Raw genomic sequence first — 16206 nt, forward strand, 5'->3', positions numbered from 1 at the left:
AAGCAACGCGGGGTCACTTACGGCCCATCCGAATGATCTGGATGGGCGCGCAGTGAACCCGCGTTGCTCTTTAACCCAGAGGGGCACGGACCTTGCGGTCCGCGCCCCTCGTGCTTGCCTGGTTGCTAGTGCTTTGCGGCTTCGGCCGGCGCGTGGTGCGCGACGCCGAGCGGGCGGCCCTTCGTTTCACCGGTCAGCAGGACGCCGACGGCGGAGATGACGCAGAGGATCATGATGTAGATGCCGATGGAGCCGGTCCAGTGGGTGCCCTGCAGGAGGACTTCCGCGATGGTGGCCGCGAACGCGCCGCCGAGGATCGCACCGAAGGCGTAGCCGATCGAGATGCCCGAGTAGCGCACCTCCGGCGGGAACATCTCGGCGTACATGGCGGACATGGGGCCGTAGGACAGGCCCAGGCCGACCGTGAGGACGAACAGCGCGACGCCGTAGAGCAGGATGTTCTTGGTGTCGATCAGGGCGAACATCGGGATCATCCAGGCAAAGACAATGCCGTAGCCGATCAGGAAGGTCTTGACGCGGCCGATCTTGTCCGAGAGCCAGCCGCCGACCAGGGTGAAGATCAGCCAGCCGAAGGAGGCCAGCGTCGTGGCGAGCAGGATCTGCGGGGTGGGCATCTTCAGCGTCTTGGTGGCGTAGGAGATGAAGAAGGCAATCAGCAGGTAGCCGGCGGCGTTGTTGCCGATGAAGATCATCGTCGAGTAGAGGACGGCCTTCTTGTGCTTGCGGAGCAGCTCGCCCAGGGGCGCCTTGCTTTCTTCCTTGCGGTCCTGCATCTCCTTGAAGACGGGGCTCTCGGCGACAGCCCGGCGGATCAGGTAGCCGACGATGATCAGCACGATGGAGAGCAGGAACGGCACACGCCAGCCCCAGGACGCGAAGTCTTCCTTGGACATGGAGGTGTTGAGGAAGTACAGCAGGCCGGTCGCGAGGATCATGCCGACCGGGACGCCGATCTGCGGGTAGGCGCCGAACAGGCCGCGCTTGCTCTTCGGAGCGTGCTCCACGGCCATCAGGGCAGCGCCGCCCCATTCACCACCGGCGGAGAAGCCCTGGATGACGCGGAGCAGGATCAGGAGGATCGGGGCCCAGACGCCGATCTGCGCGTAGGTGGGCAGCATGCCGATCAGGGCCGTGGCGGCGCCCATCATGATCAGGGTGAAGACCAGCATGGCCTTGCGGCCGAGGCGGTCGCCCAGGTGGCCGGCGACGATCGCGCCGAGCGGGCGGAAGAGGAAGCTGATGCCGATCAGGGCGAAGGACAGGATCTGCGCCAGGCCCGGGTTGGAGTCGTTCAGCGGGGCGAGGAACAACGGCGAGAGCAGCGTTGCTGTCAGCTGGGCAAAAATGAAGAAGTCGTACCACTCGATGGTGGTGCCGACCAGGGTCCCGGCGAGGACCTTGCGTTCCTCATGTTTGCTGCTGGGACCCGCCTCAGAATCTACGGATGAAGTTACGGTCATTGGAACTCCGTTGCTGGGGGCAGAGGTACTGCCCGGGGTGGGTGCCGAAGTGGATAACTGATGCCTCGTTAATTACTGATCGAACGGTCAGTTAGTATCCTGAATACTACTATGAAAGATGTGATAAGGCACACACATTCCCGGAAAGTGTCTTCCGCGGGTCAGTCGGTGCGGTTGAGCAGCTCGCGGACCCTGGCCCGGACCGGCCCGCGGTCGTAGGTGTTGACCAGGGCGCCAGCCATGCGGACGGGGTCTCCGAAGAAGAAGTACTCGTAGAGCGACTGCCGTCCGGAGAACCCGGAGATCGAGGCATCGAAGGCCAGTTTGAACAGCCGGACCCGCTCCGGGCCGGTCAGGGTCTTGCCCTGCAGGTACAGCTCGATGTCCTCCCGGGCCTCGCTGTTGACGTCCGCCTCCCCCGGCAGGGCCATGAGGCCCGACGCCGAGAACTTCCGGATGATCTGCGGGAAGCGCTGGGCGATCTTCGGGTACCAGTTGCGGGCGGCGTTCAAGGTGGACCACTTCGGCAGCATGACGCCGGCGTCGTTGAGTCCGGCGTCGGCCTCGGACGCGCGGACCAGAGCCTTGCCGATTTCGACGTCGATAATCAGCTCTGCGATGTCCTCCTGGATGTGCTGGAATCCGTCGATGCCGATCGATTCGGCCAGTTCCGATGCCAGGCCCAGGTAGAACTCGCTCTTGGCGATCGTGCGGGTGACCACCTGGTGGGTCATGAGCGCGCCGGCCCCGGTCTCGGTGTAGAAACTGTTGCACAGCTGCGGGTGGCCCAGCATGAAGATGCGCTCGTTGGGCACGAAGACGTGGTCAAAAACCGCGACGGCGTCCATTTCCTCATAGCGGGAGGCCAGCGGCTCGTCGTGGGTGCTGCCGCCGTTGTACAGCGAGGTGCGGCAGAGGTAGCGCAGGCCAGGGGCGTCGTTGGGGATGGCGAACGCGTACGAGTAGGGGGCGTCCTCCGGGGTGCCCCGCAGGACCGTGGACGGAAACACGAGCAGTTCGTCGGCGATCGGGGCGATGGTGGCGAGCATGCGCGCGCCCTGGATGACGATCCCGTCCCCGCGCTCCTCCACGATCCGGGCCGAGAGCTGGCCGCCGAGCTGCTCCGAACCGGAAACGGACCGGTTGACCTGCGGCGGGATGAGGGTGTGGGTGGCGAGCACGTCGTTTTCCCGGGCCCACTCGTAGTAGTTGCGGATGTTCTCGCCGAACTTCGGATCCGCCTGCGCGAACCACTTCCCCGCCGTGCCCAGCGCGGTCAGCGCGGAGTTCATGTAGTCCCCGGAGCGGCCAAGGAAGCCGTTGGAGGACTCGGCCCAGGTGGAGATGGCGCGGCGCCGCCGCTGGAGGTCCTCGACGGTCTTCGGCACCAGGAAGGAGGCACTGACCAGGTCCCCGGTGCTGGGTGAGGCGTAAGTGAGCGCCTCCTGGTACTGCGGATCGTGCTGCATGTCGAAGAGCCTGCCGTAGGAGCGGGCCACATTGCGGAAGGCCGGGTGCTCGGCGATCTTCTCGCTGACCACCTCGCCGTCGATCACCACATGCGGGGTCATGGCATTGAGCTTGTCCAGGTACTGCCGTCCGGTGCGGATACCCATTGGTCGTCCTCCAGTCGTCGTTGAGCTGAATGGCCGGGAAGGAATGTGGCGCTAGAGCAAATCCTCCATGCCCAGCTGGCTTTCCGGGATGGTGGTGAAGGTGCTGTTGGCGAACGCCAGCGCATCGCCGTTGCGGTAGTTGAAGTCCACTACCTCGCCGATGTACAGGGTGTGGTCGCCGCCGTCGTACGCCGCCCAGGGCTTGCATTCGAAATAGGCGAGGACATTGGACAGCCGCGGCGCGGTCTTCCCCTCCACCCACAGCGGCTCGGGGCCGGGCCTGCCGGCGAAGTGCATGGCCAGGTACCGCTGCTCGGCGCCAAGGATGTTCACGGTGAAGGGCCGGCCGGCGAGCTCGTCGTGGGCCCTGGCCGTGCGGGCGATGCTCACCAGCACCAGCGGAGGGTCCATCGAGACCGAGGTGAAGGAGTTCACGGTGATGCCGTGGCGTTTCGTGGCCCCGTCGAAGGTCACGATCGCGACGCCGGTGGCAAACCTGCCGAGGCTGCCCCGGAAGTGGTTGGCCCGCGGTGCCGACAGGGGGCCCTGGGGGCCCCCGGCGTGGCCGCGCGGCGTGGCAATCATCATTGATCCCTTGCGTTCGTTGCGTTTCCCGACCGTGGTGTGGGTGCGTTGGATCAGCCGTGTTCTCTAGTCGGGTTCTGTATTGTGTTCTATAATCGAACAAACAGTTCCCATATAGAACGCTAGCTGACCATGAGCCGGAACACAAGGGTAGCCCGGCGAGCCCGGCGTCCAGTAACCCCGCACCTAGGATGGACCCCATGACCCCGAATGCCGGCACCGCCCAGGCTTCCCCGTCCCAGACGCTGTCCCGCGGTATCAGGGCCCTGGAGATCCTCGCCGAGGCCCAGCAGCCGCTGACCATTGCCGAACTCGCCGACGCCTTGGGCGTCCACCGCTCCGTGGCCTACCGGATCCTGCGCACGCTCGAGGACCACTCGCTGCTGGTGCGGGACGACGGCGGCCGGGTCCAGCCCGGTCCGGGCCTCGCGGTCCTGGCCCGCGGGGTCTCCCGGAACCTGCAGTCGGCGGCGCTGCCGGAACTGACCCTGCTGGCCAACACCCTGACCATGAGCGCCTTCGTGGCGGTCTGGGACCGCGAGGAGTGCGTGACGCTGGTGACCGTGGATCCGCGGCACAGCGGCGCCGCGGTGGTGCAGCACCCGGGGTCGCGGCACCCCATCAGCGCAGGAGCGCCGGGCATTGCGATCCAGTCAGCCTTCCCGGAGCAGGAGTGGCGGGCCCTGGTCCCGGGCATCCCGTACCGGTCCGAGGCGGCCGAGGCCCGGCACCGCGGCTATGCCGCCAGCCATGACGAAGTGATCCCCGGTGTGTCCTCGATTGCGGTGCCGCTGCGTGTGCCGGGCGGGCGTCCGGCCGCCCTCGCCGTCGTCTATATCCGCGCCGCGCAGGATCCGGACGAGGTCGCCGCGGCCCTGACCGAGGCGGCGGGTCGCATCGAGGCACAGCTGGGCTGAGCCCGTCCCCGCCCCGCAGCGGCGCTGTCCCATCGGGGTCTATGCGGCCGCGGCCGTCATCTTCCCGCGCTGCCGCAGTACGACGGCGGCCGCTGTTCCGAGCAGGAACAGCGCCGTGGCGGCGCACACCGGAACCAGGAAGGCCGTCGAATACCCCAAGTTCTGCGCCAGCTGTCCGGCGATGGAGGATCCGAGCGCGGTGCCGGCCACAATGCCACTGGCCAGGGCCGTCATGACCGTGCCGAGCTTTCCGGCCGGGGCCACGAGGCCGCCGATCGCGAAGACAGTGACCATGAGCGGACCAACGGGCAGGCCCAGGACCAGCAGCACAAGGACCATGGGCAGCGCCGTCGAGGGCAGCAACAGCAGTGATGCGAAGCCGGCCATGAGGGCCGCGCAGGCAATCCAGCGGCTGTTCACCGTGAAGCGCCGGGGCCAGTACGCGACCGAGAGGGCGGCCGCGGCGGAGCTCAGTCCCATGACGGCGTAGAGCAGGCCCGCGAGTTCGGAGGTGGCGAAGCTGGCGGAGAAAGAGCTCAGCGCTGTCTGGGTGGAGCCGAAGAACGTGCCCATGCACACCATCGCCAGCACGGGGAGGGCGACGGCGGCGAAGGTTTTGACGCGCTGGGCTGCCGTGCGGGTTTCCCTGTGGTTGTCCCCCGCCGTTGTGGGCGCCGGGCCGGCCGCGTGTCCTGCGGCCGGACCGGCGGGCCGGCGCTTCGTTGTGCGGACCACCGCAAGGTGCGTGGGGTGGACGGCGAAGGCGGGTACGAGGACCACGGTCAGTGCCGCGGCGAGGGCCAGCGGCAGCCACGGCGCGAGCAGGCTGGCGAGGATTCCGACGAGTGCGGGGCCGAGCACGAAGGTGAGCTCGTCCGCGGTGCTCTCATAGGAAAGGGCGGTGTCCAGGTCGGCGGAGTTTCCGGCCGCACGGGTTCCGGAGCCGGACGCCCGGGACGTCAGCGCCATCCAGCGGACGCGGGCCAGCGGACCGACCTGCGGGCAGCTCACCCCGGCCACGAAGGCCGCGGCCAGCACGGGCACCGCCGCGGCAAGGTCGTGGACCCCGGGGATGAGGTAGGCCGTGAGGATCAGGGCAACGATGGCCACGGTGTTGGCGATGGCGGATACGAGCAGGACGCCGCGCTGGCCGAGCCGGTCAGCGAGGACGCCGAGGACGGGGGCACCGAGTGCGGAACCGATGCCGACGGCGCCGGCCGCGGCGCCGCCCACGGCGTACGAGCCTGTGACGGCGGTGACGAGTGTCAGGGCGCCGACTGTCAGCATGGCAAGCGGCAGGCGGGCGAAGAGCCCGAGGGGGATGAAGCTGCGGCCGGCGAGCAACGGCAGCTGCGCGTAGCGGCCGCCCTTTGCGGGCGCCGGGGCAGGCAGAGCGTCGGTCGAAATTGCGGGGGCCGGCTGCGCGTAGGTCGGCGGCAGTGGGGCGTCAAGAGTAGACACCAAAGACGTCGGTGAAGGGTTCATGGTTTCCGGGTTCGCTAAATACTGCGCATCGTCCCTCCTCCCGATGCGCGCGACCCGGTAACAGACCAATGATACCCGATCCCGGGGCGCCGGCCCTGGGACCAGTGCCCGGGACGGGACCCGGAGTGGGCCCCGGGACCGGTCCCAGAGGCGGCCCGGGGACCGGCTCAGGCCCGGGTGTCGGCTCAGGCCCAGGTGTCGTCGCTGATGTGCAGGGTGGAGCCGCTGCGGCCCTTGACCACCTGCAGCTGGGTGCCGATGCGCTGCTTCATTTCGGCGACGTGGCTCACGAGCCCCACCACCCGGCCGCCGTCGCGGAGGCTTTCGAGGGCGTCCATGACTTGTTCCAGCGCCTGTTCGTCGAGGCTGCCGAAGCCCTCGTCCACGAAAAGGGTCTCGATGTCCACGCCGCCGGACTCATGCTGCACGACGTCCGCCAGCCCAAGGGCCAGCGCCAGTGAGGCCATGAAGGACTCGCCGCCGGAGAGGGTGGCGGTGTCCCGGCGCTGGCCGGTCCACTCGTCCACGACCTCCAGGCCAAGGCCGGACTTCGCGCCGCGTGCTGCCTTGGCGTCGGTGTGCTGCAGCGTGTAGCGGCCATCGCTCATACCGATCAGGCGTTCGGAGGCAGCGACGGCCACCTGTTCGAGCCGGGCGGCGAGGACGTAGCTGTTCAGGCTCATGCGGTAGGTGTTGTCTCCGCCGCCCTTGGCCGCGTCGGCGACCGCGGTGAGCATTGCGGCCCGGTCCCGCGGTTCCCTGCCGGCGGCAGCGAGGTCCGCATAGTCACCGGCAATGCGCCCGAGTATCCGGAGCGAGTTTTCCGCCAGCCCGGCCGCAAGCACAGCTTCCCGGGCTTTGCGTTCAGCCGCCGCCGCTTCCGTCCTGAGCTCCTCGAGGGCGGCGTCGCTGACGATGTCCCCGGCGGCCCGCTCGGCTGCCGCCAGGGCCAGGTCCTCTCCGGCGAACAGTTCCTGGATCCTGGCGGCCTCGTCCTGTCCGGCCCGGATGGCCGTTTCGAGGCTTGTCGCCACCGGCGCTGGCAACAGCGCTTCCCGCGCCGCGGCTTCGGTGCTGAAACCGGCTCCGGGAAGGGCCTCTTCAAGGTTCCGGCGCGCCTCCGCGGTGCGGGCGGCGGCCTGTTCGTGGGCCGAGTGTGCGGCGTCGGCGTGCTCCAGGACCGCCGTGGTTGCCGTCAGGGCGGCGATCCGCTGTTCGAGGGTCGCGTGGCCGGCACGCAGCTTGTCCAGGGTGGCTTCGAGGGCCTGTGCCTGTTCGTCGATTTCGGCGATCGTCGATTGCGTCTGCGCGATGCCGGAGGCGGCGTCGGCCTGCGCCCGCTCTGCGTCGGCGATCTCCGCTTCGAATTCTGCCATCCGGGCCCGGCTGGCAGCAAGGTCCGTGGCAGCGCGGACCGCGTCATCAGCCCGTTCCCGGGCCAAGGCTGCCTCCTCACGGGCTTCCCCGGCAGGTGTGTTGCCGCCCTGGGCGGCCAGGACGGCGACGTTCTGTTGGGCCTCGGCGAGCTCACGGACTAGGGCGGCGACGGCTCCTTCTGCCGTGTCGCTGGCCAGTTGCGCGGCTTTCTCGGCCTCGGCGACGGCCAGGGCGGAGGCTGCCGCGGGGGCAGGTGCCGGGTGTTCAGGGCTGCCGCAGACAGGACATGGGACGCCGGCCAGGAGCTGGGTGGCGAGCTCGGCGGCGGCGTTGGTGAGCCGTTGCTCACGGAGGTCCAGCCAGTGCTGCCTCCGGTCCTGGTACGTGCTGAGGGCAGCGGCGTGCTGTCCGGCGGTTGCCGCGCACCCGGCCTCGGCGGCGAGGAAGCGGCCAACGATGGTCACGAGTTCGTCCGCTGCCGTGGCCTCCTTGGTGCGCAACTGGACTTCCGCGGCCAGCTCCTCGAGGGGGCGGATGCCGGCGGACAAGGCCGCCGACTCAGTGCGCAGGGTGTCCAGTGCGGCGGCACCGGCCAGCCGTCCATTTTCCAGCTCCTGCAGTTGCAGGCGCAGCCGGCTGCCGCGCTGGGTCAGCCCGAGGAACCGGGCTTCGTCGGGCAGGCGTTCGGTGAGCACGGCGTGCAGGGACCGCAGCCGGGCGAGGGTTCCGCGGACGGCCGCGCTGTCCAACATGACGGATTTACCCGCCCGGACGGGGGCGGCATCGTCGTCGTCGGCGGTGGGGACGCCGGCGTCGAGGACGTCCTGCCCGGCGAGCTCCGGGTCTGTGGCGGCCGCGGACCGGAGCTGCCGAGCCGCCTCCAGCAGGGCCGTTCCTGCCCGGTCCTCGGCTGCCGCGGCGCTTTCGACCGCCTGCAACTGGCCGCCGAGCATTTCGGCCTGGCGGTGCAGGCCCAGTGTGACGGCCTTGCCCGCCAGGACGGGGGCGGCGGCGTCGGCGTCGATCCGCCGCTGTTCCGCGGCGGCGAGTTTGGCGTGGCGGTTGGCCCGCGCGTTCGCCGCCTCCAACAGGGACGCCTGATCGTCGGCCTGCTTCTCAGCTCCCGCGGCAGCGCTGCGCCGGCCCTCCGCGGCGGCTGCCGCGGCGGCGTCGAGCCAGGCCAACAGGGCATCGGGCTCGTCCCGGCCGGGGGCGCCGTCGGGGTCGAGTTCGAGCGCCGCTGTTTCGGACTCCGCCTGTGCCAGCAGCAGGTCCAGCTTCGCGTTGAGGTTGGCGACCTCGGCCTTGGCGGTCTGCGCCTGCCGGGACAGTTCCTGTTCCACGGCTTCAAAGCGCTGGGTGCCGAACAGGCTCTGCAGCAACTCCAGACGGTCGGACGCCTTGGAGCGCAGGAACGCCGCGAAGTCCCCCTGCGGCAACATGACCACGCGCGTGAACTGGTCCCGGTTCATGCCCAGGACGTCAGTGATCTCGGCGCCGGCCTCATCATTCCGGCCCGATTTCTCCACCCACGCACCGTCGATGCGTTCGCGCAGCAGCGTGTTGGCCTGCTGGACCGTGAAGCCGTTCCGGCCCCGGGCGCTCGGCTTGTCCCACGCGGGCGAGCGGGAGACTTCGAAGTGCCGGCCCTTGGCCGAGAATTCGCAGGTGACGCGCGGCTCGGCGGCGGCCTCCGCGTGGTCGCTGCGCAGCCGCTTTCCGTCCTGGCGGGCCCCGGGAACCGATCCGTAGAGGGCGAAGCAGATGGCGTCCAGGACGCTGGTCTTGCCCGCGCCGGTGGCGCCGTTCAGCAGGAAGAGCCCGTGTGCGCTCAGGCGGTCGAAGTCGATCCGCTCCGTGCCCGCAAACGGGCCGAACGCGGAAATCTCCAGGCGGTGGATCCTCACAGGGACGCTCCTTCCAGGCGCACGGCGTCGAGCGCCTCGGCGAGGACTGCGGCTTCGGCGTCGGAAGCCGGCCTGCCCCGGACGTGCTCGAGGAATCCGCAGCAGACGGAGAGGTCGTCCTCGGCTTCAGCCAGCCGGCTGCTGTAGCTGGCTTTGGGCGCCGCGCCGGGACCATCGGGATCGAAGCCGAGCACGAGGGTGTCGGGGAACCGTGCCCGCAGGCGGTCCATCGCCTGGGCCGGGCGGGCCTCGTCAGTCAGCGTGATCTGGCAATACGCAGTCTCGGCCCACGCGAAGTCCTCCGACTCCAGGAGCTCATCCAGCTTCCCGCGGAGCACGGCGAGGGTCCGGGGCGCGTCCCACAGCACCTCGCGCACGCCGCCGATCCCCTCGGCGTCGACCTCCACGAGCCAGCTGCCCTTCCTGTGCTTCGCCTCCGAGAACGAATACGCGAGCGGCGAGCCGGAGTAGCGCACTGCCGGCGAGAGCTCCTGCCTGCCGTGCAGGTGGCCCAGTGCGGTGTAGCCAAAGCCGTCGAAGAGATCCAGCGGGACCGCGCCGACGCCGCCGATGCTCAGATCCCGTTCGCTGTCGGAGCTGATGCCGCCGCTGGCGAAGGTGTGCGCCAGCACCACCGAATGGACGGTCCGGGTCTGACTCCGCTGCCGCACGTCGGCACGGATCCGTTCGGTGGCGGCGCGGGTGACCTCGAAGTGGCTCGCGGTCTCGACGCCCAGCTGCTCGGCGACCAGCCGGGGCTCCAGCCAGGGGATCCCGTAGATGGCGAGCACCGGCGCTGCCTCATTCCCGGCATCGTCCCCGAGCGGAAAGAGAACGGGAACGTCCAGTTCATTCAGCCGTGTGCGCAAATGCACTCCCCCGCGCTCGAGCAGCCGCGACGCGAACCCCAGCCTGATAGCGGAGTCGTGGTTGCCGCTGGTCAACACAACTTCGGCGCCGGCCCCGGTGAGACGCACCAGGGCGTCATCCAGCAGGCCGACGACGTCGACGCCCGGCAGTGCGCGGTCATAGACGTCCCCGGCGATGAGGACGACGTCGACGCTCTCATCCCGGACAAAGGCCACAAGCTGGTCGATGAAGGCGCGCTGGGCATCCAGCATGCCGATGCCGTGGAAGGACCGGCCCAAGTGCCAGTCGGAGGTGTGCAATAACCGCATATTCCTACGGTATCGGCTGCCACCGACACTCTTGCGCCACCACCCCGGAGGTGTGACGGAGGTTAAAAGTGGTCAGCTGTGGCTACTTCCCGCCCTTGCGGTCGAAGAAGCTGCGCGCCTCGTCGTTGCCGGCGGGGGCGGCCGAGGCAGAAGCGGTGGTGGCGGTGACGCCGGCCAGCCCAGCGTCATCGAAGCCGGCGCCATCCACATCGGCTTCCGTAAGCTTTCGGGCGGGCTTTCCGTCGGACTGGGCGGTGGGCTGGTCGGTGACCGCGGCGGTGGCCGGGTCACTGGTCCGGGCCGACTGGACGAAGCCGCGGAATACCAGCCCGGCGATGGCCGCACCGACCACCGGTGCCACCCAGAAGAGCCACAGCTGCCCGAGCGCGTCCGGGCCGCTGAAGATGGCCGAAGCCGTTGCCCGGGCCGGGTTGAACGGCACATTGCCGAGGGCCTGGCCCAACTGCAGGAGCATCGCCGTCGTCAGGCCGACTGCGAAGGGCGCAGCCGCCCTGGACGGATTCCGGCGGGCGGTCGTGGCAAGGAAGATGGCCACGAGCAGTGCCGTGCCGAGGACCTCCACGAGCAGGACGCCTGCCATGGGCACCTGGATGATCGAGTGCTCGCCGAATCCGGCGGCCACGGTGGCGAATGCGCCCTGGGAGTCGTTGATGGTCGGCACGGTGCGCAGCACGCCGTACAGGGCGACGGCCCCGAGCACGGCGCCCACCAGCTGCGCGCCGATGTAGGCGGCGGCGTCGGCCAACCGGATCCGGCCGGCGATGGCGTTGCCCACGGTGACGGCGGGGTTAAAGTGGCCGCCGGAGACGTAGCCGACGGCGAGCATCGCCGCCGTCAGGGCCAGGCCGGCGGCCAGGGCGGCGGGCAGCGGGCTCGACTGCGGAATGGTGAAGAGCGGCACACCCAGGCCCGCAACCACGACGATCAGGGTCCCCAGGGCCTCGGCGGAGAGCCGGGCGACGAGCCCGGGCCGGGCCGGGACGTCGCTGGCGGCCGGTGGCTGGACGTCAACGGAGTCGGGGGCTGGCACAAGCAGGGTCATGGTCAGGATTCCTTTGCTGGCGGCGCGCCCAGGGCTGCAGTTGCGGCGTCGCTGGACCGCCGCCGGGTTCGTGGTCCGGGGCGGCCTCGGCCGCCTGGAGAATGGGTCCGCCAGCAGTCTGCCAGCGCAATCTGGATGTTGGCTGGATTCCGGCTGGGTGCCCGTTCCGGCCCGCCGCTCAGTGCCCCAGGGCCACGGCGGCCACGGCGCTGGCGGCCAGGACCACGACGGCGGCGGCGGCCCAGCGCAGCAACGGCGCCGGCGGCGCAGCGTTGGACCGCCGGAGCTCGCGCCCGCGGACCAGCACGCACACACCCAGGACCAGCGTCGCGGCCATAGCGGCCAGCGCGCAGAGGCCAAGGAAATCAACAGGACCCACGGCGCCGCCCCGGGATCCTGCGAGCGCCCAGCTGCGCCAGACCAGCAGGTCCGCCACGATGAGGGCCAGCAACGTCCGGCGCCAGGCCAGGGAGGTCCGCTCGGGCTGCAGCCCGGGGTCCCTGGCCGCAGCCGGTTTCATCTCGCCACCAGGATCAGGACCGCGAACACCAGGGCCGCAGCCGCGACGCCGATGGTCATCACCAGCATCACTGCGGAGAACGGCAACTCCCTGTTGTTCCGCATGGCAGCCTCCATGAGACCCCACCGGTGATAGGACAGGGCGGCCAGGCCCGCGCCCAGGAACGCGAGGATGACGCACAACACGATCCGCACGGGGCCGGGCGCGATCTCCGGGGCCAGCTGGTCGATCGCCAGGGCTCCGGCAATCAGGGCCAGGGACGTGCGGATCCAGGCCAGGAACGTCCGCTCGTTGGCCAGGGAGAACCTGTAGTCGGGGGTGGTCCCGGTCTTCCGCCACGCTGGTTCGCGCATTCGTTTCCTCCGCTGCCCGGCGGTACGGCGCCGGCGGTTGCCTCGTCTGACCGCTGGACGGGTCCTACCAGCACCCTACCGGCCTTCCGCATCCGCCGCCGCCCGGCCCCCAGGCGGCGGCGCTAAGTCCCCGGCCGCCGGCGGCATTGCGGGGTGCGGTGCAGCGCCGGGTAAATTTGAGGGCATGAGCACCGAGCCCGGGACCAGCCCCGCACCCGCCCCAACACCCGGCCAGCCGCACTCGCCTGCCCACGGCTCGCGCATCCACGGCTGCCTGCTGGGCGGCGCGCTCGGAGATTCGCTGGGCTACGCCGTCGAGTTCGACAGCATTTCCGCCATCCGCGCCCGGTTCGGCCCCGCGGGCCTGCAGGATTTTTCCGCGCTCGACGCCGGCAGCCCGTTTTCGGACGACACGCAAATGACGCTGTACACCGCCGATGGCCTCCTCGAGGCGCTGGAATGGGCCAACGACGGCGTGGCGGCGGACATCAACGCGTGCCTGTGGCTCGCGTACCTGCGCTGGCTGGGCACCCAGGGCGTCGCCGTGCCGGCGTCGGCCCCCTTCCAGCCGCCGCGCTGGATCGATGCCCAGGATGTCCTGAAGAGCCGGCGCTCACCCGGCAACGCGTGCCTGACCGGACTGGCCACGGGCGAGATGGGTACCGTGAAGCGGCCTGTCAATCCGGATTCGAAGGACTGCGGCACCGTGATGCGGTCGGCGCCCTTCGGCCTGATCCCCCACCTCGAAGCGGAAACTGTCTATAAGCTCAGCGCCGATGCCGCGTCCCTGACGCACGGCCACCCCGCGGCACGGCAGAGCGCCGGAGTTTTCAGCCTTCTCATCCATGCCCTGTCCTCCGGCCACGGGCTGCGCGAAGCGGCGGAATCGGCCCTCGGGCAGCTGCTCGGCGGCATCCTGCGCAAGGGCGAAAATCCGGATCCGGAGGTGGTGGCGCGGCTGGAGGCGGCCCTGCGGCTGGCCGGAGACCTGCCCGGCGGCCGAGACGTGCTCAGCCCCGAGGACCTGGTCGGCGAACTCGGCGAGGGGTGGGTGGCCGAGGAAGCCCTCGCCGTCGCGCTGTACGCCGTGCTGGCCACAGCCCCGGGAACCGGGACAGCAACAGGGACGGCGGACACCGGGACTGCGGACGCCGCCGAGGCCGACCCCGCCCAGACGCATTTCCGTGCCGCGATCGCGGTGGCGGTGAACCACAGCGGGGACAGCGATTCGACGGCGTCGATCGCCGGGAACATCCTGGGCGCGTTCTACGGCGAGCGGTGCCTGCCGGCAGACTGGCTGGCGGCGCTGCAGGCGCCGGAGGTCATCCGGGGCATGGCCTCGAAGCTGACCGCCGTCACTGGCTCATAGCTTCGGCGGCCAACACTCGGCCGGGCCAGTGCGCGCCAGGTGTCGAGTCTCCGGCATTTGCGCAACGCAGCCGGCTGCAACCGGAAGCCGCGGCCCGGCTTGCCCGCGGGACATGCCCTGTACCGCCCCGCCGCGATGGACATGTCCATCCCCGGCTGCGGCATCCTCAGGACATGCCCATCTCCGGCGGCGGCATCCCCCGGGCACGCCCAGTCGGGCCCCGCTGCGATGGACATGTCCATGCGCCATAGCCGCGTATCGAGGACATGTCCGGTCCCCCGCCGCTGCGAAGGACATGTCCATCCCTGGCCGCGGCATCCTCAGGACATGCCCATTGCCGGCGGCTATTACTGGGCATATTGCCACTATGTCCACCCGTCAGAGCCTCCGGAGGACGTGTCCGTCCCTGGCGGCCGCGCACCGGAGGACATGTTCGTGCCTCCCTAGCAGCGCACCCAAGGACGTGCCCGTCCCTGGCGGCCGCTTCGGCGGAACCCTGGCGCTCCGGACCTAAGCGCCCCGGATCCTAGGCGCCGCGGAGCGAGATGTTGTTGCAGGCTTCGCAGACGTCCTCGGGGATGAGCCCGCGGCGCTGCAGGAAGCCGAAAATGGTGCAGCCGAGGCAGAACCCGGCGAACGCCTCAAGGGACGCGGCGGCGATCAGCACGGCGAGCAGCACCCACGCCGCCGGCGCGAGGCCGGCGGCCAGCAGCACCGCCGACGCCGTCGACACGGCAGCGCCGATGCCCTGGGCGAACCGCTTGGGCGGACCGGGAACAAGACGGGTCCGCCCGAGCCAGGGCGTCAGGACCTTGACCGAGAGCTGGGCCAGGGGCGAGATCCGGGGGCCGAACAGCACGCGCAGCCAGAACCCGGCGGCGATGACGGCGAGCCCCCACCCGAAACCGGTCAGCAGGGTCACGGCGGACAGCGCCACCACCAGGGCTGCGGTGATGCGGGCGGCGTACTCATTCACCGGGTTCGGAAACGCGAACACCCGATGCCAGTCAATTCCGCGCGTCGCCGGTGCTGACTTCGCGTGCGCCGACGTCGCCGAGTCCGCCGGCATTGACGCCGGCGGCGCTGACTTGGCCGGCGCTGCGGGGACCTGTGCATCCGTGGGTTTGCTCATCCGCCAAGGCTACGAGCGGGCGCGCCGTGGGAGGAATGATTGTTGCGCCGTGTGACTGCCGGGTCAGGTAGGACCCGGCAGCCAGGACCGGGTCAGGCAGGACCGGGTCAGGCAGGTGCGGCAGCCAGATGTCCGCCGACCATCTGGAGGAATTCGCCCTCGGACAGGACCTCGATCCGTTGCCCGCGTTCGTGCAGTTCCAGGACGCGGCGCGCCTTGCCGGTCAACCGGCCGGAGCGCAGGTCCGCGGCCACAAAGCCGTCGCCCACCACCAGAACGGTAGTACGGGCTGTCACCCGGCTTTCAGGCCTGGCGCCAAGCTCTGCGGAACGGACCTTGGCTTCGGGGCGGGGAATCGCCAGTTCGCCGGTGAACACGACGGTCTGGCCGAACAGCGGGTGGTCGGGGCTGGCGGCGGCGTTGGGGGCCGGGTTGGGGCCTTCCTCCGGCCACCCGGCCACGAAGCGCCGGCCCGGGGGCGAGCCGGTGGTTCCCCCCGCGAGCGCCTCCATTGCGGCCAGGGTGGCCTTGGACAGCGGGTCGCGCCGGGGGTCGAACGCCGGCTGGTGGGACACCGTCAGGCCGAGGGACAGGTAGAGTTCCGCGATGCTTGCTGCCCCGTTGCGGGCGGCGATGTCGATCAGGATGCCGGCACAGGCCCGGGCGTCCTCGGCGGCATCGTGGTGGTTGATCAGCGGGACCCCGGCCTCCTCGGCGGCGTAGGGCAGCGAATTGGACACCAGGGAGTAGCAGCGCCGGGACAATATCACCGTGCAGACGTAGTCGTAGGCGGGTCCGGCCATCCCGGAAACCTCCAGGCCGGAGCGGATCACACCGAGATCGAACCCTGCATTGTGGGCCGCCAGCACGTCGCCGCCGATGAACGCGCCGATCTCCGGGAACAGCTCCCCGAACCGCGGCAGTCCCGCCACCTGGTCCGGCCGGATGCCGTGGATCCGGACGTTGTGGTGGTCGAAGGTGTCATGGTTTTCCGGTGGCCGCATGAGCCAGGAGGCTTCCTCGACGACGACGCCGCCGCGGACCTTGCTCAGGCCAACAGCGCACGGTGAACCGCGGAAGCCGTTCGCGGTCTCAAAGTCGATCGCCGTAAAGTCCAAAGTCACGGCCCAACTTTACCGCCCGCGGACGGATCCTCCCGCACCGGGAACGGTCCCCGGGGCTGGGCCCCCGGGCCTGCCGCCTGCCGTCAAGTACCCTTAACA

13 protein-coding genes are annotated in these 16206 nt (G+C 70.0%); 2 read left to right on the top strand and 11 right to left on the bottom strand.

All coding sequences use genetic code 11. The features are described 5' to 3' along the window. Window positions 1-125 precede the first annotated feature (125 nt). The 3 genes from AC1DZV_RS19675 to AC1DZV_RS19685 form a co-directional block, all read right to left on the bottom strand. Window positions 126-1481 (bottom strand): MFS transporter, encoded by a 1356-nt coding sequence (locus tag AC1DZV_RS19675; protein WP_476945347.1) that lies wholly within the window; start codon window positions 1479-1481, stop codon window positions 126-128. A gap of 161 nt (window positions 1482-1642) precedes the next feature. Beyond that, window positions 1643-3097, bottom strand: a complete 1455-nt coding sequence (gene hpaB, locus AC1DZV_RS19680) for a 4-hydroxyphenylacetate 3-monooxygenase, oxygenase component (RefSeq protein WP_476951878.1) — start codon at window positions 3095-3097, stop codon at window positions 1643-1645. 51 nt (window positions 3098-3148) lie between these two features. Further along, the gene (locus tag AC1DZV_RS19685) at window positions 3149-3685 is read right to left on the bottom strand and encodes a flavin reductase family protein (RefSeq protein WP_476951879.1); all 537 of its coding nucleotides are present in this window, start codon (window positions 3683-3685) and stop codon (window positions 3149-3151) included. A 197-nt stretch (window positions 3686-3882) separates the two neighbouring features. Here AC1DZV_RS19685 and AC1DZV_RS19690 point away from each other — a divergent pair, with 197 nt between their 5' ends. Continuing rightward, entirely contained in the window at window positions 3883-4599 is a 717-nt protein-coding gene (locus AC1DZV_RS19690; RefSeq protein WP_476951880.1) for an IclR family transcriptional regulator, read from the top strand. 39 nt (window positions 4600-4638) lie between these two features. On the opposite strand, the gene AC1DZV_RS19695 is transcribed toward AC1DZV_RS19690, so the two are convergent. The 6 genes from AC1DZV_RS19695 to AC1DZV_RS19720 all read right to left on the bottom strand — a co-directional run bounded on the left by AC1DZV_RS19695 (window position 4639) and on the right by AC1DZV_RS19720 (window position 12482). Further along, entirely contained in the window at window positions 4639-6063 is a 1425-nt protein-coding gene (locus AC1DZV_RS19695) for an MFS transporter (protein ID WP_476951918.1), read from the bottom strand. Between the two features lie 206 nt (window positions 6064-6269). Further along, a complete protein-coding gene (locus tag AC1DZV_RS19700) occupies window positions 6270-9368 on the bottom strand; it encodes an AAA family ATPase (RefSeq protein ID WP_476954409.1) in 3099 nt (1032 codons plus the stop codon). Continuing rightward, complete coding sequence (locus AC1DZV_RS19705; protein WP_476951882.1) at window positions 9365-10546, bottom strand: exonuclease SbcCD subunit D; 1182 nt, start codon at window positions 10544-10546, stop codon at window positions 9365-9367. The genes AC1DZV_RS19700 and AC1DZV_RS19705 overlap by 4 nt, the downstream gene beginning before the upstream one ends. Window positions 10547-10628: 82 nt before the next feature. Continuing rightward, a complete protein-coding gene (locus tag AC1DZV_RS19710) occupies window positions 10629-11609 on the bottom strand; it encodes an MIP/aquaporin family protein (protein ID WP_476954410.1) in 981 nt (326 codons plus the stop codon). A gap of 178 nt (window positions 11610-11787) precedes the next feature. After that, window positions 11788-12129, bottom strand: coding sequence for a DUF202 domain-containing protein (locus AC1DZV_RS19715; RefSeq protein WP_476951884.1), 342 nt, complete (start codon window positions 12127-12129; stop codon window positions 11788-11790). After that, the gene (locus AC1DZV_RS19720; protein WP_028277508.1) at window positions 12126-12482 is read right to left on the bottom strand and encodes a YidH family protein; all 357 of its coding nucleotides are present in this window, start codon (window positions 12480-12482) and stop codon (window positions 12126-12128) included. Before AC1DZV_RS19720 ends, AC1DZV_RS19715 begins: the two co-directional genes overlap by 4 nt. Window positions 12483-12666: 184 nt before the next feature. Here AC1DZV_RS19720 and AC1DZV_RS19725 point away from each other — a divergent pair, with 184 nt between their 5' ends. After that, window positions 12667-13851: an ADP-ribosylglycohydrolase family protein gene (locus AC1DZV_RS19725; protein WP_476954411.1), complete on the top strand. Its 1185-nt coding sequence runs from the start codon at window positions 12667-12669 to the stop codon at window positions 13849-13851. Between the two features lie 526 nt (window positions 13852-14377). On the opposite strand, the gene AC1DZV_RS19730 is transcribed toward AC1DZV_RS19725, so the two are convergent. Together AC1DZV_RS19730 and AC1DZV_RS19735 are read right to left on the bottom strand one after the other, a co-directional pair. Further along, a complete protein-coding gene (locus tag AC1DZV_RS19730; RefSeq protein ID WP_028276039.1) occupies window positions 14378-14848 on the bottom strand; it encodes a DUF4395 domain-containing protein in 471 nt (156 codons plus the stop codon). A gap of 242 nt (window positions 14849-15090) precedes the next feature. Continuing rightward, window positions 15091-16107: a 3'-5' exonuclease gene (locus AC1DZV_RS19735; RefSeq protein ID WP_476951886.1), complete on the bottom strand. Its 1017-nt coding sequence runs from the start codon at window positions 16105-16107 to the stop codon at window positions 15091-15093. Window positions 16108-16206 lie beyond the last annotated feature (99 nt).

It is taken from the genome of Arthrobacter sp. P1_D12, from assembly GCF_056406175.1.